20 protein-coding genes are annotated in these 23,887 nt (G+C 40.6%); 5 read left to right on the top strand and 15 right to left on the bottom strand.

The genetic code is table 11. From position 1 onward, the window contains the following. Window positions 1-11: 11 nt before the first annotated feature. From G3O08_RS09640 to bshC, 8 genes are all read right to left on the bottom strand, one after another. Window positions 12-1,262, bottom strand: coding sequence for an ABC transporter permease (locus G3O08_RS09640; RefSeq protein WP_163285158.1), 1,251 nt, complete (start codon window positions 1,260-1,262; stop codon window positions 12-14). A 2-nt stretch (window positions 1,263-1,264) separates the two neighbouring features. Beyond that, window positions 1,265-2,494, bottom strand: coding sequence for an ABC transporter permease (locus G3O08_RS09635; RefSeq protein WP_163285157.1), 1,230 nt, complete (start codon window positions 2,492-2,494; stop codon window positions 1,265-1,267). Then, a complete protein-coding gene (locus G3O08_RS09630; RefSeq protein ID WP_163285156.1) occupies window positions 2,487-3,173 on the bottom strand; it encodes an ABC transporter ATP-binding protein in 687 nt (228 codons plus the stop codon). The genes G3O08_RS09635 and G3O08_RS09630 overlap by 8 nt, the downstream gene beginning before the upstream one ends. A 483-nt stretch (window positions 3,174-3,656) precedes the next feature. After that, a complete protein-coding gene (locus tag G3O08_RS09625) occupies window positions 3,657-4,508 on the bottom strand; it encodes a hypothetical protein (protein ID WP_163285155.1) in 852 nt (283 codons plus the stop codon). 8 nt (window positions 4,509-4,516) lie between these two features. Beyond that, window positions 4,517-5,017, bottom strand: coding sequence for a hypothetical protein (locus tag G3O08_RS09620; protein ID WP_163285154.1), 501 nt, complete (start codon window positions 5,015-5,017; stop codon window positions 4,517-4,519). 18 nt (window positions 5,018-5,035) lie between these two features. Next, the gene (locus tag G3O08_RS09615) at window positions 5,036-6,445 is read right to left on the bottom strand and encodes a RagB/SusD family nutrient uptake outer membrane protein (RefSeq protein WP_163285153.1); all 1,410 of its coding nucleotides are present in this window, start codon (window positions 6,443-6,445) and stop codon (window positions 5,036-5,038) included. A gap of 4 nt (window positions 6,446-6,449) precedes the next feature. After that, window positions 6,450-9,608 (bottom strand): SusC/RagA family TonB-linked outer membrane protein, encoded by a 3,159-nt coding sequence (locus G3O08_RS09610; RefSeq protein ID WP_163285152.1) that lies wholly within the window; start codon window positions 9,606-9,608, stop codon window positions 6,450-6,452. A gap of 339 nt (window positions 9,609-9,947) precedes the next feature. Further along, complete coding sequence (gene bshC / locus G3O08_RS09605) at window positions 9,948-11,594, bottom strand: bacillithiol biosynthesis cysteine-adding enzyme BshC (RefSeq protein WP_163285151.1); 1,647 nt, start codon at window positions 11,592-11,594, stop codon at window positions 9,948-9,950. A 91-nt stretch (window positions 11,595-11,685) separates the two neighbouring features. On the opposite strand from bshC, the gene G3O08_RS09600 reads away from it, so the two are divergent. After that, window positions 11,686-12,888, top strand: a complete 1,203-nt coding sequence (locus G3O08_RS09600) for a C1 family peptidase (protein ID WP_163285150.1) — start codon at window positions 11,686-11,688, stop codon at window positions 12,886-12,888. Between the two features lie 650 nt (window positions 12,889-13,538). Here G3O08_RS09600 and G3O08_RS09595 read toward each other — a convergent pair. Continuing rightward, window positions 13,539-14,576 (bottom strand): nucleoid-associated protein, encoded by a 1,038-nt coding sequence (locus G3O08_RS09595; RefSeq protein ID WP_163285149.1) that lies wholly within the window; start codon window positions 14,574-14,576, stop codon window positions 13,539-13,541. A gap of 131 nt (window positions 14,577-14,707) precedes the next feature. On the opposite strand from G3O08_RS09595, the gene G3O08_RS09590 reads away from it, so the two are divergent. From G3O08_RS09590 to G3O08_RS09580, 3 genes are all read left to right on the top strand, one after another. Then, entirely contained in the window at window positions 14,708-15,259 is a 552-nt protein-coding gene (locus G3O08_RS09590; protein ID WP_163285148.1) for a ferritin, read from the top strand. 181 nt (window positions 15,260-15,440) lie between these two features. After that, window positions 15,441-15,896: a TlpA family protein disulfide reductase gene (locus tag G3O08_RS09585; protein WP_163285147.1), complete on the top strand. Its 456-nt coding sequence runs from the start codon at window positions 15,441-15,443 to the stop codon at window positions 15,894-15,896. Beyond that, window positions 15,893-16,423 (top strand): peptide-methionine (S)-S-oxide reductase, encoded by a 531-nt coding sequence (locus G3O08_RS09580; protein ID WP_163285146.1) that lies wholly within the window; start codon window positions 15,893-15,895, stop codon window positions 16,421-16,423. The genes G3O08_RS09585 and G3O08_RS09580 overlap by 4 nt, the downstream gene beginning before the upstream one ends. Before the next feature lie 8 nt (window positions 16,424-16,431). Here G3O08_RS09580 and G3O08_RS09575 read toward each other — a convergent pair whose 3' ends face one another. The 6 genes from G3O08_RS09575 to G3O08_RS09550 all read right to left on the bottom strand — a co-directional run bounded on the left by G3O08_RS09575 (window position 16,432) and on the right by G3O08_RS09550 (window position 22,307). Further along, window positions 16,432-16,926, bottom strand: a complete 495-nt coding sequence (locus G3O08_RS09575) for a lipocalin-like domain-containing protein (protein WP_163285145.1) — start codon at window positions 16,924-16,926, stop codon at window positions 16,432-16,434. Window positions 16,927-17,356: 430 nt separating this feature from the next. Next, a complete protein-coding gene (locus G3O08_RS09570) occupies window positions 17,357-17,956 on the bottom strand; it encodes a porin family protein (RefSeq protein WP_163285144.1) in 600 nt (199 codons plus the stop codon). A gap of 112 nt (window positions 17,957-18,068) precedes the next feature. Further along, entirely contained in the window at window positions 18,069-19,517 is a 1,449-nt protein-coding gene (locus G3O08_RS09565) for a T9SS type A sorting domain-containing protein (protein ID WP_163285143.1), read from the bottom strand. Between the two features lie 62 nt (window positions 19,518-19,579). Next, a complete protein-coding gene (locus G3O08_RS09560) occupies window positions 19,580-20,146 on the bottom strand; it encodes a GNAT family N-acetyltransferase (RefSeq protein WP_163285142.1) in 567 nt (188 codons plus the stop codon). Window positions 20,147-20,161: 15 nt separating this feature from the next. Next, on the bottom strand, window positions 20,162-21,844 hold the full coding sequence (locus G3O08_RS09555) for an RluA family pseudouridine synthase (RefSeq protein WP_163285141.1): 1,683 nt from the start codon (window positions 21,842-21,844) through the stop codon (window positions 20,162-20,164). A gap of 64 nt (window positions 21,845-21,908) precedes the next feature. After that, complete coding sequence (locus tag G3O08_RS09550; RefSeq protein WP_163285140.1) at window positions 21,909-22,307, bottom strand: hypothetical protein; 399 nt, start codon at window positions 22,305-22,307, stop codon at window positions 21,909-21,911. Window positions 22,308-22,611: 304 nt separating this feature from the next. Here G3O08_RS09550 and G3O08_RS09545 point away from each other — a divergent pair, with 304 nt between their 5' ends. Continuing rightward, window positions 22,612-23,358: an NYN domain-containing protein gene (locus G3O08_RS09545; protein WP_163285139.1), complete on the top strand. Its 747-nt coding sequence runs from the start codon at window positions 22,612-22,614 to the stop codon at window positions 23,356-23,358. Window positions 23,359-23,887: the final 529 nt, after the last annotated feature.

Genomic DNA, 23,887 nt, shown 5'->3' with positions numbered 1-23,887 from the left:
TGTTTCAAATATTATTCAGTCCGCAAGGCTTCTACGGGTTTTATGCGCACAGCGCGAATGGCGGGAAGCATCCCGGCCAATCCACCGCACACGATCAAAACAGTTAATGCCGAAAATAAAACGGTAAAATTAACGCCGGGATTTCTAAATGCGCCCGAGCTACCTTCGAGCATGGCACTCACCCCTTCGAGAAGCCATACACCTACAATCACGCCGAGAAATCCGGCGATAGCGGTCAAAAAAAGTGATTCGAGCAAAATTTGCGAAATAATATTCCAAGGCGTTGCTCCGAGCGCCTTTCGAACGCCGAGCTCGTTTGTTCGTTCTTTAATAATAACCAGCATAATGTTACTTACACCAATAATGCCGGCGAAGAGTGTAAGAATTCCTACAAACCAGGACAGTGCACGAATGCCGGTAAAAATGCCGGTCATTTGATTAAACTTTTCCTGCATATTGAAATAGCCAAAGGCTCGTTCATCTACAGGATTAACCTTATGCCGCGCCTTTAATTTTTCGACTATCTCGATGCCCATTACTTCCACTTCCTTATTTTGCTTTGTAGTAATACTTAGCCAGCCTACAGTCGTACCCCAATTAAAAGCCTTTTGAAAAGTAGAAATAGGAGTAAAAATTGCCTTGGTATCCTCTTCGGCACGCTCACCGGTAAATGTAGATTTGTAGACCCCAACCACCTGAAAATTCACACCGCTAATTTCAATGTATTTGCCAATGGGATCTTCTCCTTTATCAAATAGCTCGGCATAGACGCGCTCGCCTATTACGCAGACTTTACGCCCGGCTTCCAAATCGCCCCAATTAAGAAATCGGCCATTGGTAATAGGGCGTGGTTCTATCTTGATGTAATCTGGTGTATCACCAAAAACGGTATAAGCGCCAGTTTTAACACCGCGATTTACATTGTTGTTTCCCCGGTAGCCACCCAACTGGGTTCTGGGAGAAATAATATCAATATCGGGTACGTTGCTCTTTAGATATTCTACATCGGACATTTCCAAGTCGATGGATCTACCACGCTTAAAGCCTTTATAAGGCATAGTGGTAGATCGCGACCAGAGAAACATACTGTTTGTAACCCGATTAAAATTAGCTTCTACTCCATTTTGCAATCCATTGCCCGAGCCCATCATCACAATAAGCATCATTATTCCCCACATTACCCCAAAAGCGGTGGCGGCTGTGCGAAAGGGATTTTTTCCCAACACCTGAAATACCTCTGCCCATTTATCTCTGTCAAACATGGCTATTCGTCTCTAAGTGCTACAACGGGTTTGATACGAGCTGCGCGCAATGCAGGAAAAAATCCTGCAAAAGCTCCTGCAGCTACCATAATAATTAAAGTAGCAATGGCCACATTAAAATTCACCTCGGGTCGCTCAAACATTTCTTGTTTCCCGATAAGGGCAGCCATACCTTCTATAGTAAAAACGCCGAGCAGCAAGCCGAGATATCCGGCTACAGCGGTTACAAAAATAGATTCTTGCAAGATAAGACCAATTACAGATGCGGGGGTAGCTCCCAGAGCTTTTCTAACGCCAATTTCTTTGGTGCGCTCTTTTACTACCACGCTCATAATATTGCTCACCCCAACTATGCCTGCTATTATTGTGAAAATTCCAATTATCCACACAAACACCTTGACTCCCAACATAATATCCGAAATTTGTTTAAACTCTTGATTGTTGTTTCGCACATAGATAGCGGCATCATCATCTGGTGCAACCGTATGCTTTCGCTTGAGCAAGTCTTCAATCTCTTCGCTCATCTTAATGGTCTGCACAAGTGGCAAAGTACCCGTGGTAACCATAAACATATTGATATCATCGCCAGCGCCAAAAATTTGCTGACCAATTGTAATTGGTACATATATATAGCGCATTTCGCTATCGCTACCGGTATCTTCAAAAACCCCAATGACCTTAAAAGGAATACCGAAAATTTGGATGTACTTGCCAATTGGGTCTTCGTTAGGGAACAAATCCTTCTGAACATCTTTGCCTATTACGGCCAGTTTTCTTTTTGAACGAACATCTTCACTTGATAAATACCGACCGCTTAAAATTGCCGAATTTTCAATAAATTGATGATCGGGATTTACAGCTCTAATGGGATAAGAGCCGTATTCATTTTGATAAGTCACTTCTGCATTCCACACCATATAGCGCATAGTGGCATACTCTATACCTTGCACTGTGCGCAGTACTTCGTTAAAATCTTCGGTAGTATATTGAATTTGTCTTCCCGGCTTTAAGCCTTTGTAGGCTACACTTGTTTTACCCGAGCGCACCCAAATGCTGTTAATCGCATCATCGTTAAAGCTGGTTTCAATACCGTTTTGCAGCCCTTCACTAACGCCAAGCAAAACTACGAGCATAAAAATTCCCCACATTACAGAGAATGCCGTTAAGAAAGTTCGCAGTTTGTTCTTCCCTATCGTTGCCAATATTTCTTGCCATTTGTCTATATCAAACATGTTGATGCAGGGCGTTATGACTTTCTATTACTCCATCTTTCAGCCTGATAAGCCGGTTTGTCATTTCGGCTATGTCATTTTCGTGGGTTACAATAATCACGGTCATTCCTTCTTTGTGAAGCTGTTTGAGCAAATCCATTACCGCGTAAGACGTTGTAGAGTCAAGCGCTCCGGTTGGCTCATCGGCCAATATTATCTTGGGATTGGAAATGAGCGATCGCGCAATCGCAACCCGTTGTTTTTGTCCACCGCTTAATTCGTTTGGCGAGTGATCTGCCCATTCCAACAAGCCAACCTTATCAAGATATTCCCGAGCGAGGTCATTTCTTTTTTTTCGCTTTACACCTTGGTAATAAAGCGGAAGTGCTACATTTTCCAGAGCATTTTTAAATGGAATAAGGTTGAACGACTGAAAAATAAAACCAATCATTTCGCTGCGATATCTGGCCGCTTTTGTTTCGCTTAAATCTTTTATTAATTTGCCATCGAGGTGGTAAGTACCGGAATCATAGCTATCGAGAATTCCCAAAATATTGAGCAGTGTAGATTTTCCCGAACCCGAAGAGCCCATAATAGAAACCAGCTCGCCTGATTTGATTTCCATATCAATGCCTTTTAGCACCGGGAGCGGGCGGCTACCTACCATGTAGCTTTTATTGATGTTTTCGAGTTTTATCATTGGCGAAACTTAATTTACGAAAGTACAATGAACAACGCAAAAAGCAGTGAAAAAATACGCGAACGGTAGATATGCGTGATGGAGATAAATGGGCAATGGGCAATAGGAAATGGGTAAATGAGAAGTTGGTGAAGATAAATTGGCAATGGGCAATTGGCAATGGGCAATAGGCAATTGGCAATGGGCAATTTTCAATGGGCAATTGTTGAAAGCGCGAGAGACCTGCCAGGTTTTTTCATTCGTGTCTATTTTTAAAGGAATTCAAGAGATCGCTACGCCACATACGCACTCCCAAGGGGGCCGTAAGTTTCGAAACCTGGCAGGTCTGAATTCAATACAACTTAGTGTTTCCATCAAAAAAGTATTCGTGCATTGGTGGCAAAAAAATCGCGGAGCGACAACTCCGTTTATTGGTTACAATTAGAGAAAAAAATCCACACTACCGAAGTAATGTGGATTCTTAATCATGAACAAAGAATATTGTTATTCGCAACCCGGAAACAGCGAAATAGCTGCTGTAAAAGGTGGTGCATTGATATTTCCTTTTGTAATAAAAACATCTATTCTGGTGAGTTCATCACCTTCCTGAAGTCCAAAGTATTCTTTTGGGATCATCGATTTTGAAAAGACTCCGTCACCATCATAGTCCATTAAAAACTTATCGGTAGGCTCGCGTAAAGTTTGCAGTGAACCACCGTTAACGGAATATTTATACCAAATTTTACAGTCATCAGGTGCGATATTTTGCAAAGAGGGAACTATCTCCTGTTTATTATCATACGTTATTACAAAATAATCATCTTGAAAAAATATAGTTGGAAAGGGGCAAACTTTTTCGAAACATCCTATTGGTTCGGGAATGATGGAAAGGTCACCAGATTTTTGTTCAGGTAAACCCGCTGGCGCACCATTTTTTTCTTTTACAAGAAACATAATTCCGGAAGCGTAGAAAACTGCAGCGGGTTGCTGGTAAAATGCTACCAAGGATGCTCCTGCAAAATCAAAATACCAAAGAGATGGATTATTGGGATCTTGTTGCATTTTTAAATTATCATTTGAATTACCCCATTCTCCGTTTTTTACGTTTAAGCCGTTCACATCTGCTCGGTCTTCATTGGGATTCCACGTCCAAATATAAAGTGGATTATCTTCAGGATTCACATCTTGTAATTCGGGACAACTACATTCAGCAGAACTCACATCAACGAAGAGACGCGCGGGTGCGGTAACATCTGTAGGCGAAGGTTCAAAATAAATACCCTGTCCGAAACCTGTATTCGCAAAGGCAAGCATTGTAAAAAGGGCAAAGGCTATGTGCTTATAATTCAGTTTCATTGCTTTCCTTATTTTCTATTGAATATCAATCTATATCCCAAAGCGGCTTTTTCTTCGCCATCTTCGGAACATGATCTTTTTACAAAATTAATTTTCAACTGCTGGTCGCTTATTCTTGTAGGACCGCCGAGTGGAGCCACCGTAGTAACACCATCAGTTGAAACTAAAATGATTTCTCTGGGTGCATCATTTCGATCAAACGACCAGGTGCCAGCATCGGGAAAGAAGTTTAATCCATCGCCGGGAGTTACACTAAAGGTATAATCTGATTTAAAGGAAACGGCGAGCAGATTACTTCCGCCGGTGTAAAAATTGGAAATGTTTCGCTCTGGTTTTGCGGGATTTGATTCATCTACTAAAAAGACTTCAGAAATAATCCAATCGGTGGCTGTAAGGCCTTCGATTTTACTGAAGGGCTCGCCAATTTCAGGTTCCTCTTCCTTGCAGCCCTGTATCGCGACAAGGGCAATCATCAAGTAAAATAAGAGAACTATTTTTTTGATTTTCATCTAATTACATTTTAAATTTTAACAACCCCCGGTGGGGTTAAGTGGAAAAAAATCTGTTGCCTCTACAGCTGGAAACTGGAGAACCATCCCATTGCAATCCCATGGTGCATCGCGTACAATAATATTTTCGCCTTGTGAGCCCATGCGCTTCAAATCATGAAAACGCTGGCCATTAAATGGAAATTCAAGACGACGCTCTAAACGAGCCGCTTCTTTAACTTCATTGGCGGAAGCCGTAGCCAATAGATTGCCAACATTTGAACCGTATGCACGCTCGCGAATTGCGTTAATATCGGCAATTGCAGTGGCAATATCACCATTTATTTCAGCAGCAGATTCAGCTCTGATAAGTAGCATTTGCGTGTATGTGAATACGGGAATATTGAAAAATTGTGCATCAAACATTCTCGTGAAATAGGTGATGTTCCCGTCCTGGTCATTAGATCCGTAAAGAACTCCTCTTGCAGTTGAGTCTCCATACTGTTTGAAGGTAGTATATAAATCTTGGGGCAAAAGCATCCGTGGATTTCCACCATTGAAGTAGTTATCTCTGAACCCAGCATTGCGGCTATCTACATTCACTCCATCATCTCGCGTAGCAGAGTAGATATAAAAATAAGACTCAGGGCTCGCCTGTGGAAATTGATATTTATTTACCTCTCCGTCAAAAATAGCAGGACCCTCGGTCAATAACTGATTCGAAAGCTGGTAAGACAAATCGTATTCATGCTGCTGAAATCTTACCTCGGCCTCTAAGGCTATGGCCGACCAGCGAGTGGCATAAACGTCATTTGCATCAGGAAGGCCCGCTTTTGCCGCAGCTATTTCTGAAAGCACAAAACTATAAACTTCAGCAACGCTAGATCGCGGAGCGTTCACAATTTCAGTAGAAGTTCTGATAGCTATACCTGGATGAGAATTAGAAGCGGTAAAACCATAAGGCTGCGCCCAACCACGTACGGCATCAAAATGGCAAAGAGCACGAATAAAATGCGCTTCAGCTTCGTATTTTGTTCGGTCAGCTGGGCTTAATTCTGTGACATTATCCAAATTCTCCAGCACAGTGTTGGCGCGTAAAATGGCAATATAATGTTGTTTAAAACCGTCGCCAACGGATGAGTTAAAAATGGTGGAACGACGCAGCCAAATAGAAACATAATTATCCTGATTTAGCGGTCGCACCAAATTATCGGTCATTAGCGTAGGCAGATTCTGGTAGGTACCGTTATAAGTATTTGCTAGTACATCATAAGCACTTACTAGATATTCTCTTAAGTCACTTCCGGTTTCAAGTGATGTAGCAAGAAGAATATTGCTTCCAGTTGTAGATGGTTTTTGCTCAAGCAAATCGCTACAAGCGCTAAAAAGCAAAAGTGAAGAAGCTCCAAAGACTATAAGTACTTTACGGGTAGTGTTTCTAATTTTCATACGCTTAGAATCGAAGGTTTAGAGCAAGATTAAATGACATCTCTTGAGGAGGTGTTAAGTAGGAAATGTTGGGACTCATATTTCTATCAGTAGCATTTTCAAAATCGCGGGCAATTTCCGGGTCTAAACCATCAAAATTTGTAAAAGTAAGGAAGTTAACAGCCGATAACGTCACGCTGGCACCTTGAAATTGAGCTGCTCCCATTTTAAATTTCGGAAAATTATATCCCACACTCAAACGTCGAACACGGAGATAATCTCCATCTTTTAAGAACTGGGTAGTATTGTTGTTAAAAGCATCATCCAACCCGTAATTTTCGTTAAGCAAAGATACCTGCGCATAATCTGCCTCATCGCCCGGCTGGCGCCAGCGGTCAAAAATATCAGTACGCATGTTCCATTCTGAAACCACTCCGAGTTGACGCTTAGCTGATGAATCATAAATATTGCTACCCAGACTATAAACCAGCACTAAACCAATATTCCAGTTACCAATTACAAATGTATTTGTTATTCCTCCTATTGCCTTGGGAAGCACTCGTCCTACTGCAATTCTATTAGCAGGATCCCATTCCATGGTTTCATTTCCATTGATATCGAGATAAACATTTCGTCCTGTTTCTGGATCGATGTGAGAAAACTGTACCAGAAAGTTGGTGCCAACGGGCTTACCTACCACAACTCGAGTATCATTTGTACCGCCGCTAATCGCATCTGGAGAATAGCTTCCTATACTCACGATTTCATTATAGTTGTAAGCTATATTGAAATCTGTTTTCCAAGTAAAATTCTTTTTACTGAAATTTACAGAAGTAACCTGAAACTCAATACCCTGATTCTTTATTTCGCCTACATTGTCCCAGAAGCCCTGAAAACCTGTACTAACTTGTGGGGTAATATTGAGCAAAACGTTTGTCGTACTTTTATGATAGAAGGATAAACTGGTAGTAATTCTATCTTCAAAGAATCCGGCCTCAATACCAAAATCTACCGTGCTGGAAGTTTCCCATTGAAGGTTGGGGTTAGCAGCGACGGACAAGTATCTAAAATCCTCATTGTTGTAACCATTTGAAGCAGTCTGGGCCAACCCATATTGCTGGTAGTTTGGAATAGCCGCATTTCCGGTTATACCCCAACCTGAACGCAATTTCAAGAAAGAAACATTCTTGATATTGGTCATAAAGGTTTCTTCAGTTAGCACCCAGCCAACCGATGCCGATGGGAAAAACCCAAAACGCTTATTTTCTCCAAAGCGAGAAGAGCCATCGGTCCTGAAGCTTGCCTGGGCGTAGTATTTATTCTTGTAAGCGTAGTTAATACGAGCAAACGCGCTGATGAAATTATATTTCTCGAGGGTGTTATTATCATCATCGCTCTCATAACCAGCAATGGCGGGTATTGAATCTACTAAAGGTCTGTCTGCGAAAGGTACTCCCGGTATGAGTATTTGATCGAGCAGATTATTGTTATCGTAAAAAGTCCCTTCTACAAATTCATCTTGTCTAAATCTACGAGGGTTAGCAACAGTTTCCGACTGTTGATATTCACCCCCCACCAAATAGGTTAATTTATGATCTTCAGTAATATCGTGAAAGTAAGTAGCGGTAGCATTAACATTGTAATTATTGGTTGTGTTTTCCCATCGTTCGGCTAGACTATTGAGCGTATCTAATCTAGTTACGTTTCTATATTGGGCGTCCAGAAATTTATCATCTTTCAAATTCATGTAGTCATAACCGGCATAAACTTTTACAAAGAGCTTGTCAATAGGCTTGTATACCAGAGATAAATTATTGATTGACCGGAATTCTGTTGTGCGCCATTCTTGCAATTCTCTTTTCCTAACTGGATTTGAGCCATCAACAAAATAATCGCCCGGTAGGTGCAAGATATCGGTACCACTAAACACGGTGTCTTCGTAAAAGATAGGAAAGTAAGGAAGTGCGGTTGACATCGCATCTCCAAGACCACCGCTCCAGGCGGCATCAACCCTGTTGTTAACTCCCTGACTGAAAGAGGTACTTGCAGAGACAGTAACTTTTTTACTTATTTCATAGCTGGCATTTGCTCTGAACGAGGAACGCACGTAACTATTGCCAATTAAATAGCTCCCGTTGTCGTCGTAGCCTATTGACGAAAAAACTTTTAACCTTTTCGACCCATAATTTGCACCCAAGTTATAGGACTGCTTAAAGCCGGTGTGAATCGTTTCATCCACCCAGTCTGTATCGGTATTCCGAGCTTGCTCCCACGTTCTTGCTCCTCGTAATGGAGCCAGCCCCACATTCCCATCATTTTCCCATGCTTCCTGATATATTTGAAGCAGCTCTTCGCTATTCAGCATATTCGGTCGCTCAGTTGGTACAGATACTCCAATTCTTGTATTAAAATCAAAAGACCACCCTTTTCCGGAACCGGTTTTAGTAGTCACAAGAATAACTCCATTTGCACCGCGCGAACCGTAAATTCCTGTAGCCGCCGCATCCTTAAGTACTTGAATATCCTCAATATCGTTTGGATTGATGGTTGCAAGCGGATTGTTATTCATTGCTCCGCGATTGCCATTCAAAAAATAATCTTGCGTAATAGGAATACCATCTACAACATAAAGCGGGTCGCCCGAAGCTGAAATGGAAGCGATACCCCGAATGCGCACCACAGATGCACTACCTGCAAGACCACTACCCTGAGTAACCTGCACACCGGCTGCTTTTCCCTGAAGGGCAGCTTCAAAACTCGGTGCCGGAATATCTGTAATTTGCTTCCCGTCAACTCTCGAAATGGAGCCTGTAAGTTCTTGTTTGCGCTGCACTCCATAACCTACTACCACATATTCTTGCAGCATTTTAGAATCTACTTCCATGTTTTTGTCAGATACTACTGCTCCGCTGGCAGGAACATTTATAACGGAGGTTGCTTCTAAATACCCAATGAAGCTGTAAACAAGCGTTTGCTCGCCCACAGGTGCGTTCTGAATGTTAAATTTCCCTTCTAAATCAGTTGCATCACCCTTGGTTGTACCTTGAATTCTTACAGTAACCCCGGGAAGGGTTGCACCATTTTCGTCGTAAACGGTACCGGTAATATTCTGGCTATATGCTGATATACAAAGGATAGTGAAGGCAAAAATTAATGCACAGCTCTTGGTGTAAACTTTAATCATAGTCGATTGGATTATAACGAGGGGCTAAAATAGGAAATTTTTCTTTGTGTTAAGTTAACACTAAGAAAAAATTAAAAGGTCATGCTTTGAACCCAAACGGATCTTTTCATTTCCTATTTTTAATTGTAGTACGTTCAAATTGCCAATTTAAACTTTAAAATGAATGCCGTGTATTTTGAACATGCAAAATAAAATTTTTAACCACATAGCGATAGAGTCATAGAACCAAAGTGAGAGAACTGCATTAGTTGCCTAGGGCAATTCACATAGAAGCGGCGTGCGTGCTCAAGAAAACCGGTTTACAGTCCGACAAAATAGAAATCTAAAAATTAAGAAGTTTTACGAGCGACGCCCAAGCACGCTAAATGCATTTTGAAAAGGGTCAAGAACCTCTATTAAGCCATCTATAAATTGTGATCCGTATTCCAGGTAAAGCGGTACGAAATTCATATTTCGCTCTTGTAGTCCGTTGCGGGGCAGCAACGTTTCGCGCACTTGATGTAATCTATTGATGAGGATTTCCTGCTTTTTGCGCTCGGCTCGCATCATTTTCTTTTCGAGATTTTTAATGACTCTATCCGTTCGGGCAAAACCACTTTGAACAGATTTTTTCAAGTCAGGATTGATTTTTCCCAAACGGGCTTCCATATCGATAAAAAGCAATTCGAGCCGCTCGCGCTCATTATCGAGTTCAAGCGATTCTGACGTTTCGGCGCGCACCAATTTGTCTTCCAGTTTTTGACCGTCGCCAAACAGGTCTCTAATTCCGATTCCCAGTTGATCCATGTTTTCTTTCACTTTATCGGGAATAACCATTACCGAATTGCGAAGCATTAATATAGGAAAGGGAACATCAAAAGCCTGAAATACATGCTTAAGCTGAAACCAATAAGCCAACTCACCCCCACCGCCGACATAGGCGAGGTTAGGCAAAATTATTTCCTGTAAAAGGGGACGTAAAACTACGTTCGGACTAAATTTTTCAGGATGCGCTTTTAACTCCTTTAGAATCTCTTCTTTCGTAAAAACAGTATTGGTATGTACAACTTGATACTTTCCATCTTCGGTTTCTTCAATCCGCTCACGCAACTGTTCATCGAGGTAGAATAAATTAATCTTATGCGGAACTATCTGTAAATCAAAGCCATTATCAGAAAGTGCCTGATTTGTTTTTGTCATTTCCTTAAAGGAGATATTGTCGCAAATTTCCTTTTCAAAAGCGGGGATGGCGAGTTTTTTAAGCTCGGCGTCGTCTGCATCAATTACAAGCACACCGTGGCGGCCAAATATTTGATGTACGAGATAGCGCGTAGCATCAGCAATATTTTCGTGATTGACGTAAGCTTTTTTGAATAGTGAATTGAGCTCGGCAGAAGTGTATCCAATACCTATCTTGTCGATTAGCTCATCGGCAACTTCGTCCATGCCTACCGTTTTCATGCGCCCCACAGCTCCTCCCTGACCGCTCTCCCACTCTATTTTGCCGGAAGGCAGAAAGAAATGATTGGCTTCTTCAAAGTCATGATCTTCGGTTGCCATCCAGAATATCGGAATGAAATCCTTTTCGGGATGCCTCTTTTTGAGAAGTTTACAGGTATTAATGGCTGAAATAATCTTGTAGAAAAAATAAAGTGGGCCGGTAAAAAGACAAACCTGATGACCCGTGGTAACAGTAAACGAATTATCAGACTTTAACAAGTCAAGCGCAGGTGATTTGAGTTTCGCTGCAGCGTATTGATTAGAAAGTGCAGAAACGAGTGCTTGTCGATTTCCGAAATTCTTCGACTTTTCTACCATTTGTTCTTCAAAAGATTCTATTGCCGGAAGGCGACCATAAAACGGTCTAAGATTCTCATTTCCCGAAAGGTAATCAAGAGGCATTTTACCATAGAAACCAGTTTCACTGTAAGGAATTGATTCTTTGACAAACTTAATTGTTTCTGTATTCTCCATAATCATTGGTGCCAAATTACGGTTTTCGGGCATATTGTCATTCCATTTGCGGAAGCTTTACCATCTAACAACATATATTGAATTTTGTATCTTGCCGGCTCTAAATAATAATTGATAAATACAGATGAAGAAATTATTAATTCTGGCTGCGGGTGCACTTTTAATGGTGGCCACCGCTACAGCCCAAGATGGGAATACCATTAAATTAAAACCCGAAAGCGGGTACGATTTTACAGTTGTAAAAGACCTTGAAGCAACTGACGTTCAAAACCAGTACAGAACTGGTACTTGCTGGAGTTTTTCGGCTTTGGCATTTTTTGAAAGCGAACTTATCAGAACCGGTAAAGGAAAGCAAGATTTGAGCGAAATGTACGTGGTAAACCACGTTTACAAAGACAAGGCAGACAGATACGTACGTATGCACGGCAAAACGAATTTTGGTGCCGGTGGTGCTTTTGTTGATGCCGCCCACGTGTGGAAAAAATACGGAATGGTGCCGGAAGCAGCTTATAATGGACTAAAAGATGACCAAACAGAGCACAATCACGCCGAGCTTGACAATATACTTACGGCATATGTAGATGCAGTAATTGAAGACAAGCAAAAAAATCTGACCAAAAACTGGAAAGTGGGTTACGATGCGGTAGTTGATGCGTATTTAGGAGATATGCCTGAAGAGTTTGAATACGAAGGCAAGACTTACACGCCGAAATCTTATGCCAAAGAACTTGGATTGGACATGGATGACTATGTTTCGCTTACGAGCTATACACATCACGATTTTTACTCACAATTTGTATTGGAAATTCCGGACAACTGGTTGCATGTGCAGAGCTATAACCTGCCAATCGATGAGATGATGAAGGTAATAGACGAGGCTTTGATGAATGGCTACTCATTTGCCTGGGGTGCCGATGTATCGGAGAAAGGATTTGCTTTTCGCGAAGGACTTGCTATACTTCCAAAAGATGAATCTACCATTCAGATAAAAGGAAAAGACAACCAGCAATTTAACGATGCCGGTGCCGATAAAATTTCAAATGCATTTGAAGTGCCTGTAGAACAGAAAGTAGTAACACAGGATATGCGTCAGGACGGTTTTGATAACTGGGAAACTACCGATGACCACGGCATGCAGATTACCGGGATTGTAAAAGATCAAAATGGCGATAAATATTATATCGTAAAAAACTCGTGGGGTACCAAGTACAATAATCTGGATGGATATTTCTTCGCCAGTGAAGCGTATGTGCGCCTTAAAACGATGAATATTTACCTGAATAAGAATGCAATTCCTAAGGATGTAGCTAAGAAACTTTCTCTTTAAAGGTCTCGAGTCCTTTAAGTCACGAGCTTAGAAGTTTGTGGGTTTTTAGTCACGAGTCGCGAGGGAGACTTTGACGCTCTGTGAGTGGATAAGATTAGAAAACTTAAAGCGTGATGGAAATTCCATTGCGCTTTTTTTATGTGTTTGAATTGTGTTGGATTGAGAGAATTTGATGTTTTAATGGCAAGATTTATCCGCAGGTTTGATACCCTACGATGGGGATGTGAAAAGCTGCGGGCTATAATTTGCTGAATATCACCAGTTTTTAACCGCAGGGTGAATACCCAGCGGAGCGGATCTCGGATACTGCGGCACAAAATGAAACATAATCATTTCGAAACGGTTTTGACACCATTTTTGCAAAAAAGGCAAAAAATGTCGCCAAAACCTAAATTCTTGACATTCAATAACTACGCTACGCTGCACCCTGGGCTATTAAATGTCAGCCTTTCAGGCCTTTAAAAGCATCGCTGTTTCGTATGCATCAACCTATTACAATAAAAACCCTAACTTAATGACATTGGATGAATATCCATCCATGCGCATTCCCTTTCGGTCGGCAAAGAGAAGTGCGGAAACGCTAATCCAGCTTGTTGCTCTTCTCGCGTCTCGTGACCAGAGACTCACGACCAAAAAGATTCGAGACTAAATCAGTTCTCCTCATCAAAATAAACTTTATAAAACTTCCGGCCATCGTCTTCGTTGCCGCGCTCTATGAGGTTTGAGTTTCCATGTACGTATATGTGAAAATTTTTGTCGAGCTTGATTATGCTCTTAAACACTTTGGAGTTCTTTTTAATTGCCGGTGCCGAAATATCAAAACCATCTTCTATTTGCAAATCGTGAGCCGACTCAAACTGATTTCTGAAAGAACTAAATTTTTCCTTCACCTCCGGTTGCTCTATCACCTCGTTTGAAAATTCCTCGAGATTGAAATTTTGGTTTTGTTTAAAAAACTGGCCTGTGCGCGCGAGTAAATCTGCCTGATCGGCTTTGCTCACCTCAAACTCGGCAGGTAGGGCATCATTGATAAAGCTTTTGCACATTGATAGTGCATTTTCAGTTTTATGGTAGGCATCATTTTTTGTTTTCACTTGCAAAAAATCGTCAATCCAGTAGCGGGCCTCACCGCCTTTGTTGGTATTATCAACAACCGTAACTACGTATCCATTTTCTTTTTCTGAATTAAAAACAATGCAGCCCTTGTCAAGTTTTTTAACGTTGATACCCGTTTGCGGCTCTACAATAAAATCGCCGGCCTTTTGGCGCACCCTTAAAAAAGTGTCTTTATTTTCAGATTTAAACAATCCCACAGCATCCACCACCTCACCATTTAAGGTGCAGTCTTTAAAGTAAACGGTATAAAACTCACCGCCCTTGATATTGGGATGATCTTGCACTTCAAAAAGCTTGCGGGCGTATTCTTTAGATGCTTCATGAAGGGTTTCAGGCTTCTCAAAAATGCCCTCGCTTGTTTTATACGCCACATTATAGTCGAGGCTATTTTCATTGAAAAACTCAAACGACTCAATTGGCTTAAAGGCGCTATTGAAATAATTTTCCAGAATAGCCGTAAGCTCTTCGTTGAGATCAAGCGTGTTTTCAGAAAGCACCATCGCCTCTTCCTTGGCTTTGTTTCCAATATTGTGAACTGAAATTGCGGTAATCTTACCAATGTAATTTGACATGTCGAAAAAATTTGACTGCGAAGATAGATTTTTAAAACGCTTTCGCGGAAGCGTAAAGATTACTCTGAACAAACATTGAATTTACCTTGTTGTAACACCAAGACAAATTTTACTAATTAAACTACAATAAAATGAAGACCAAACGCCTGTCAAAAAAAGTTGAAGAAATTCTAAATCATCAGGTTTTAAAAGAAGCCAATGCAGCTCAAATCTACTTATCGTACGGCACCTGGGCCGATGAAGAGGGCTATGCGGGAGTGGCAAATTTGCTATTCAGACATTCGCAGGAAGAGCGCAACCACATGATGAAAGTTATACAATATATTCAGAGCCGTGGTGGCCGCGCAAAAATTTCAGCTTTGAGCGCTCCCCCAAAAGATCCCAAAAGCCTGCTTGATTGCTTTGAAAACATCTTTAAACACGAAGTAGATAATTCAACTGCCATTTATGAAATTGTAAGTCTTACCCAGAATGAGAAAGACTGGGCAACTTATAACTTTGCGCAATGGTTTGTAAAAGAGCAGATTGAAGAAGAAACCCTTGCTATGGATATTCTCGATATGCTCAAGATTGCAGGTGGTGAAAAAGCTACTGATGAATCATTGCTTTACTTTGACAATAAAATGGGATCTATGGATGATGAAGCAGAGCTGGCACGTAATGTGAGTGCTGTAGCACCTTAAGGACAGCCTTCTTGAGCTTTTTTGTCGCTTAACTTAATTTTGGAATTTCCTATTCAAATCTAAGTTTTGTTACTCAAACCGCATTCACAAGATACCCGCATCAAACCAGCTGTATTTTCTATTCCACCTGTTTGATAATCCATTGAAATCTGTGAGAAGACTATTGCGAAAAATCTAACCTATGGAGATTGGAAAACCTTTACCGGGATGGTCGCTGGCGAGCATATTTAACGATGAAGTCCCACAAAAAGATGAGTTCGTCGGAAAACCGCTACTGATTCTTTTTTTCTACCTTGGTTGTCCCGGTTGTTTAGGACGAGCAATCCCTTTTGCAAATAGAATTGTGGTTGAACGCGGAGTGTCAATTCAGGTATTGGGTATTCATACCAATTACGCAGGACCGGAATATTCGCCAGAAGAAATGGCGGCTGCACGAGATGAATTTTACATCCGTTTTCCAATATTTTATGATACCGGTATTTCTGCAACTTTTCACGATTACAAGGGCGCCGGCACTCCACACTGGATTTTGGTAAATGCAGATGGAATTGTTGTTGACAGTATTTTTGGATCAGACCCAAATAGAGCCTTGCTTCGCCTCGACTACCATCTCATTGAAATGCTTGGTGAGATATGAGCCCACTTTTAAATATTGGTCTTGGCGGTGGGTGTCATTGGTGCACCGAAGGCGTTTTTGCTTCTCTAAAAGGTATTGAGAAAGTTGACCAAGGATGGATTAGCGCAACCGATCTTCCTGAAAAATTATCAGAAGCCATAATCATACATTTCAATCCGGAAATTATTTCGCTTCACGATATTTTGGAAATTCATCTCTTGACGCATTCCAGTTCATCATCTCATCGTATGCGACAAAAATACCGTTCGGCAGTTTATGTTTTTGGCGAAGATCAATATGCAAAAGCAGGAAGAATATTGTCCCATTTCGGGGAAATGCGCCATGAAAAATTGGTTACCGAGCTACTTTATTTTCACACTTTTAAAAAAAATATTCCTGAATTTACCGACTACTTTTTCACAAGACCGGATGCGTTATTTTGCAAGAGGTATATTCATCCAAAGCTAACTTTACTCAATGAAAAATTTGGCGGGCATTTAAATTTGAAAAAGTTGAAAAAGCATGGTATTCAAATCCCTGAAAAGTAAAATTGGTTTTATTTCTCTTTCAGCCATTTCAACCGCAGAGCAGCATTCTCATCTTCCACTGGTTGCAGAATTAGCGTATCTCCATTAAATGAGAATTTGCGCTTTACGATTTTTCCCCAATCGCCCGGATTGCTATGCGATATACGCTCGTGTTCTACAATTCCTTCATCCGTTAACACCCGGTAGTTTGCAATATAAACATACGAATTGTTGAGATGCCGCAAGGCTTCTAAAGGGGCTGACTCATCAAAATTATTAAATGAAATATCAAAGTCTTCATAGTCTTTTGTAAGCAAATGCAGCGCTCCATGTCCGAGACCATCGTAGAGTAAATATCCCTGCATGCCGCCATTCCATTGGTGCCAAACGCCAATAGAATCTTGAATGTCCATTGCTTTAAGCGACCATAAGCCGGCTAGATTTTCTTGAATTGATTCGGTTTTGGGTGATGAACAAGTGGCCAAGAGAATCAAAACAAAAAGTGAGAGGAGTAATTTTTTCATGATTTTTTGCGGCGCAAGGTATAAAACCCAATCCTATAAATCAGCAGCACTATTAAAATCTGATTATTCTGTGGAAGTACCCGAATTTTCAGAATCTTCGTAGATCAACTTAATTGAGAAGTTCAGCGTTTGCGCCTAAATTATATACGATTCTTTGATTTTTTGATGTGACTATCGCTTTAAAACACGGCTATTTAAGATGGTATTATCTTAATTTAGAGTCATCATTAATCAGAAAAAATGTTTGATTCCTCGAATTATTTTGTACATTAGTCGCATTAAAACAAGAGCCTGCATCTTTCATCGTCTCACTCTAAGCAGGCTCTGATAGTTTTTCTGTTTCATAGCAAGGAAATCCGGTGCGAACGCGTACCGGATTTTCTTTTGCATTAGATTTAAGTAAAACCCCGATTTAAATCTCTTGGCGTTATCAAAAACTGAAAGATGCAGAAATCTGCACCATTTCAAATTTAAATTCTTGCACCGTACCACTTTGTTTTATTCCAATATGGTTTAAGCCTTGCATGTAACGACCACTCATTGCAAACGTTTTATAAAGTGTTAATTCTAACCCAACTGTAGCAGCAATGCTGCTCTCTTCCACATCGTGTGTAAGTTTTTGACTCGTTCCGAAATTTCCATCTGCGCTTATTAGCAAATCAAACTGTGGCCCGGCCATTAACGCCAATTGCTCCGTGAGTTGAAATTTCAAAAAAACAGGCAGTGATAAGTAATTTAGTTTAATGAGGACGTCATTTTCTTTTACCGCTGAATTCATTTGAGAGAAGAGATACTCCGGTTGAATGGCAAGCTTATTAGAGATGGGCATGGCGATATAAACGCCCGCAACAAGTCCTGGTTGCCAGGTGGTCTTTGTATCAGCTGGTGGCTCTCCTTTTGAGAAGTTTATGTGCGCAAAGTTTGCTCCTGCACGCAATCCAAAACGGTTAAAATCGAGGCTATGAGTGCTTTGTCCGTTAACAAGTATCGATGTAAAAGAGAAAAGCAAAACGAGCTGAAAGTGTTTCAAAATATATAAGTTAGGGTTGATATAAACACAAATAATAAGAATAATAATCTCTACGTTATTCTAATTAAATAGTACGTTTTATTCGCAACAAATTGCTAGGAAGTGCTTAGAGCTACTCCTTCACAATTTTAAAAACCTGCACTCCAAAATAAGTTTTCATTTCCATAAAATAAATTCCGCTCGGGAGTCTGCTTAAATCTATTTGAGCAAACCCGGTATAATTGAATTCATCTATTATAACAATCCTTCCCATCGGGTTTAAAACTCTGATTTGAAGCAGACCCGAATATTCGCTTTTAACAGATAGCATGACATTTACCGGGTTAGGGAAAATTGCAAAATCAATCTGTTGCACTGGCTCAACCAATGAAACTATCGCAGGATCGCAAATGGGGAATGTGGTAATAAGAGGAGTAAAAAATTCAGCCAAATTATTTTCACGCAACGCTTTATTGGCGTATCCGTGGCAGCCTACATTTAATCCCTGATCTATACAACTTCCTTCACCAAACCAAAAATTGTAGGGAAACTCAACTGAAGTAAAGTCACTTTCAAGAGTATAGCCGTAATTGTTTGTTTCATTCCAGTTGCGAATAGCTCGGCTTCCATAAAGCATTACATTATTATTCGCGAAGGCAAAGCAATTATACCCATTGGTAAGACACCACGATGCGCCTTGAAACACAAAACCACTATCAATAAGCACAACCAAATCGCAACGTTGGTGAAAAGAATAAATGGCAGGCTTTACTGCAGCATTGTCGATAGCTAGTAAATTGCCAAACATTCCGCCGAACATATTACCGACTCCTTTTATTGTGTATTGAACAGTTGAAGGCTCAATAGTTCCTTCTATGAAACCAAGATCAGGTCGGGCGATGGTTTCTCCAAGGAATTCAACATCTTGATTATAAGCACAATTCAGAGCGTAATTTCCGGGAATCGGAACATCAGAAGTAGCAAATGTTTGTATTGGTCGTTCACCATCATCATCCATCAGTGCGGCACCAAGCGCGACGAATGCACCTGCACTTTCGCCGGCTATGAAGACATTGTTTGTATCAATCCTGAAACCAGAATTTCTATTGATCAGATACCGTATTGCACCTTTGGCATCTTGCACAGATCGGTAATATGCACGCGCCCACTCGGCACTATCTGCCGCAAATTGACACTCGTAATTCGGGAAATTACATTCGTGAGAATCTTCGTCAGACACAAAGCCCAGACGGTAATCGATACTCGCCGTAACATACCCGCGTTTGGCAAACTCTTCACAGAGATTTACAATACTATTGTCGCTTTTATCGCCGACCAAAAAAGCTCCTCCGTGAATCCAAACAAGTAATGGTCGCCGTGAAACGTGTGATGAGTCATCGCAAATTGGGCTGTAAATATCCATTTTCAGCGTATCGGTACCCCCATAGAAATTGGTGGCGTAACCATATACTGAATCGGGAAAAACTTCAAAATCATATGTTTTATCAAGCCATTGCTGGGCTGTGACAGATGTGGCAAATATAAAAGCAATGCAAAATAAAATAGAGCTATATATTTTCATTTTAATAGGATATCATCAGTTAAACGAAATAAATATACGAAATAATGACAGGAAATTTCCAATTAATTGGCTTTCGGGCTTATTTGCAAATGCTCAAGCTCTTTAACAAAAAGCGTTTTATAACCCACTGATTTAAAACCGAGTTTTAGATACAATTTCCTGGCTTTTGGGTTATCAACATCTACAAGCAACCCTAGAGTTTGGCGCTTTTGAACAACAATTTTATCAATCAGATGATTTACGAGTGCAGAACCGATTCCCAGACCTTGATAATTTGGATTTACACCAAGGGTATCAATGTAAAGCTCACCTTCCTGGGTTTCATCTCCGACCTTTATTGCTCTACCCGTTGTTTTAAACACGAAGTCTAAAACGGGTTTGCGGAGGACATCTAAATGCGCACCATCGTAAGCATTTACAGCTCCAACCACAGCTCCATTCACTTCCGCAACAAAACAGTTTTGATAAGAATATTGATTGTTTTCGCTTTTGGTGAAATGGCTCAAAAAAGCAATCCCTTTTTCGAAATTCTTTTCTGCTATAAATTCATATACCATAGCTTCCAGGGCGAGCATAATCAATATTGTTAAAACCTCTGAATCTGCCTTCGTAGCTTGTCTGATAATCATTGGTGAGGTCTTAAATTAGAATTCAGCTTTTACTTCAAAAGAAACCATTTTTCGTGTCTCCGGGTGTTTAAATTCTAAATATTCGGCATGAAGATGCATTCTATCGTTGTCTGTTCCGTAAAGAATATCACCAACAATCGGGCAATTCAAGCCAAGTGGGTGGGCGGCGTGTACACGTAGCTGATGGGTACGGCCGGTTTGTGGAAAAAAGTTGATTCGGGTTTTGCCGTTTTTTATTTCAGTTACCTCAAATTGGGTTACAGCACGCTTACCATGGGCGTAGCAAACCATTTGATTGGGTCTGTCTTCAAGGTCTACCCGAAGTGGCAGGTCAATTACGCCTTCGGCGAGGCTGCATTCTCCTTCAAGCAGTGCCACATACCGCTTTTTTACAGTGCGTTTTAAAAACTGGGCTTGTAAATTCTTGTGCACTTTTGTGGACTTGGCGAGCAAGAGCAATCCGGAAGTATCCATATCTAATCTATGCACGAGCATTGGCGGATTTTCACCGTACTTTTCAATCATGCGGCTCGCAACCGATTCGTTTATCTCCTTACCCGGTACCGAAAGCAAACCGAAGGGTTTATTCACAAGCAAGATGTAATCATCTTCGTAAACTGTTATAAGTTCTTTGTTTTGGCCGTGCTCAATCCACATGGGGTTGAGATCTAAAGGCATTCCCTTGAGCATAAAATTCAAAATAGGTTTGCACTTGCTATTGCAGGCGGGATAATACTTTTTGTGATGGCGGATAGTCGTTTTAGGTGATGCTCCCCACCAAAACTCTGCCAAGGCAATAGGCTTGAGGGTATTCGCGAAAGCGTATTGCAATAACTTTGGGGCAGCACAATCTCCTGCTCCCGATGGCGGCAATCCGTCTGCTTGAATAATTTCGGTTAGCCTTTTAGACTCTCCTGCTCTATTCAAAAACCGGTATTTGTCAAATAGTTGTTTTTGAAGATCGGCAGAAGATAGGGCACGCTCTTCAATAAGTCTATTGAGCTCGTTTTTAAACACATCGTAATTCTTTTGCGCACCTTGAATTTTAGATTGCCATTCAGCCTCCAAAGCTTTTAATAAATACCGCTGATGCCGACTTTCATTTGCGAGTTTTTCCATCAGAAACTCCGCATTACTTTCACTATTTGAATTTTCCAGCGCTTTGCGTTGCTTTTTTCTATCAGCCTTGGCATTGCGCATTTCAACCCGGTAGTTCTCTATTTCCTTTTCAGCAGAAGCCTTTAAATTCTCAAGATCTGATTTCGTTTTAGCCATTTCCGGCGAATTCCCGGCTTCATTGATTTGCACACCCAAACTTTCAATAACCCGCATCCCTTTGGTGTAAAAATTATCAGTTTCGGGAAGGTTGTACACAAAAGGAACGAAATGATTTGTTGGCCCATCAAGCTTTCCCGAAAAGGCAGCCAGATAGCCCAATTCGCCAACTTCATTCTGAACCACCAAAACGCCGAACATTTTGCCGGTTTTAAGGGGCTTATCTTCCGCATTCAAACCAAACTTATCACTCCAAGCTTCCTGTTTTTGCATGAATTGTTGCAGTTCTCCTGCAGCAATCACAGAGAGCGGATGGGGCTCATAATAAAATGGAAAAGTAAATCGCGCAGGCAATTCTATCTCACCAATGGAAGTTTGAAATGAATTGAAAAGGATAGCCTTATCTGTAGAAATTGATTGCATCAAATTTGCCGGAAAGGCACAAAAATAAGGAAAAGAATTTCAGTGAGGCATTCAGTCGGGCAAGCTACTTTCTTACTCCATCTACAACATGACTAATGCCGCCGCCTAATCCTCCCCATCGCAAATATATGTGCACTCTGTCGGTACCATCAAATACGCCACGGCAGTGATCTGATGGTAAATCATAAAGATTTCCATCTCTGTCAAGCTTTGCAATGAGAATATCTTCAGATCCGTAATGAATCCCAATTTTATCACAACAATCTGCGATAACTATTTCTCCATTATAAGTGAAATTTTCCTGCGATGAAGAACCAATGCTATCTACATTAAAGGATGATTTGTGGACTGTAAACTCCCAGTCTCCCATATATTTCCATCTATGATCTATCACTTCTTTTCCACAACTGGTAAGAAAAATAAGACCGCCAATAAAAAGCAAAAATGTGATAAGATTCTTCATATCTGGTAAGTAACAAAAATACAAGTTTAGCGGCAAAGACCCTATTTCTTAATTTTAATTTGCCGTTTTGGAAAGAGATAACTTTTTGGCCAATGTGAATAACTCGCTAATTAGAGCAGAAGAAATTATAAGACAGAAGCAGGGTCAGCACTCTTTTTGAAACGTATTTGAAACGCGCGTTTCTGCCAACTAAAATCAGATGAAAATGCGCAGCTTCCGCTAATTTTATAATCCTAAATTTACACTTCTGAAAGAATTTCTGTAAAAATCAAAGTAGCTTAGCCCACGAAATAAAAACCCCCTTATGAATACAAACTTAGCTGTACTAATTGATGGCGACAATATACCTTCCGCTCATGTAAAAGAAATGATGGAAGAGATTGCCAAATACGGAAATCCCACAATCAAGCGGATTTATGGTGACTGGACAAAGCCCCATTTATCAAAATGGAAAAACTTACTGCTTCAAAATGCAATTACACCCATACAGCAATACGCCTACACAACTGGGAAAAATGCGACAGATTCGGCAATGATTATCGATGCCATGGACATTCTTTACTCTGAAAAGGTAAGTGGATTTTGTCTCGTATCAAGCGATAGCGACTTTACAAAATTGGCTACCCGATTGAGAGAAGCGGGAATGCAAGTAATTGGAATTGGTGAAAAAAAGACCCCCACTCCTTTTATTGTTGCCTGCGATAAATTCATTTATATCGAAATTTTAAGAAGCCAAACAGAGAAAAAAGAAGATACCGATACAAAAGCTGACGAAAGTCTTGAGACGATTACCCCTAAAGATATAAAGTTGATTTCCACTACGATTTCAGATTTATCTGATGAGGACGGATGGGCATTTTTGGGCGATGTAGGCAGCTTGCTCCTAAAAAAGCAACCCAATTTCGATTCTAGAAATTATGGATTTGAAAAACTAACACCTTTGATCAAGTCTATCGGAAAATTTGACTTGGATCAAAGATTAAATCCAAAGAGTAAGAACAAGCTCATTTATGTGAAGAACAAGGAAAAACCAGGTAGAAAAAACAGGTGAAACATTCTTGATCTAAAGGATCTAAACCGGTATAGAGCATTCCCGATAAGTTATAATATTTTGAGGCTTAGTAGTTTGGGATAATTTTTTCCTTACCACCGAATTTTACGTCGCGAAATGACCAGATTTTATGTGGCCTTTCACCTTGATTAAAGACAAATGTTTTATCCGTTTATCAGCACCCCGGAGTTTTCATGGCATCAAGATACAGTATTTTACCCTATTTCAAATGCGACATAGATAATGCATCTAGCAACCCATAGTATCGTTTTACTTTTCATTAACTTATTTCACTTTGTACATCTCGATACAAATCCACAGCGAGTAATTTAAATTGAATTCATTCAACCTCTAAAAGCTGTGGATTCACTATCATTGACGTATTGTATCAAGTGTTGATACACAGCATTTTAGTCGTGTGCGCTCCGCAGCGGTATCTACCCTGCGGAAAACATCTATAAATTATAGACTGAACATTTTAAAGCAGCGGTTATCAATATTTACTTGAAATTAATGGCCGCAGGGGTAG

It is taken from the genome of Cryomorpha ignava (assembly GCF_010686655.1).
Taxonomy (GTDB): Bacteria; Bacteroidota; Bacteroidia; order Flavobacteriales_D; family Cryomorphaceae; genus Cryomorpha; species Cryomorpha ignava.
The sequence above is the reverse complement of the archived record's forward strand: the minus strand, read 5'-3'. Positions and strand labels throughout refer to the sequence as shown.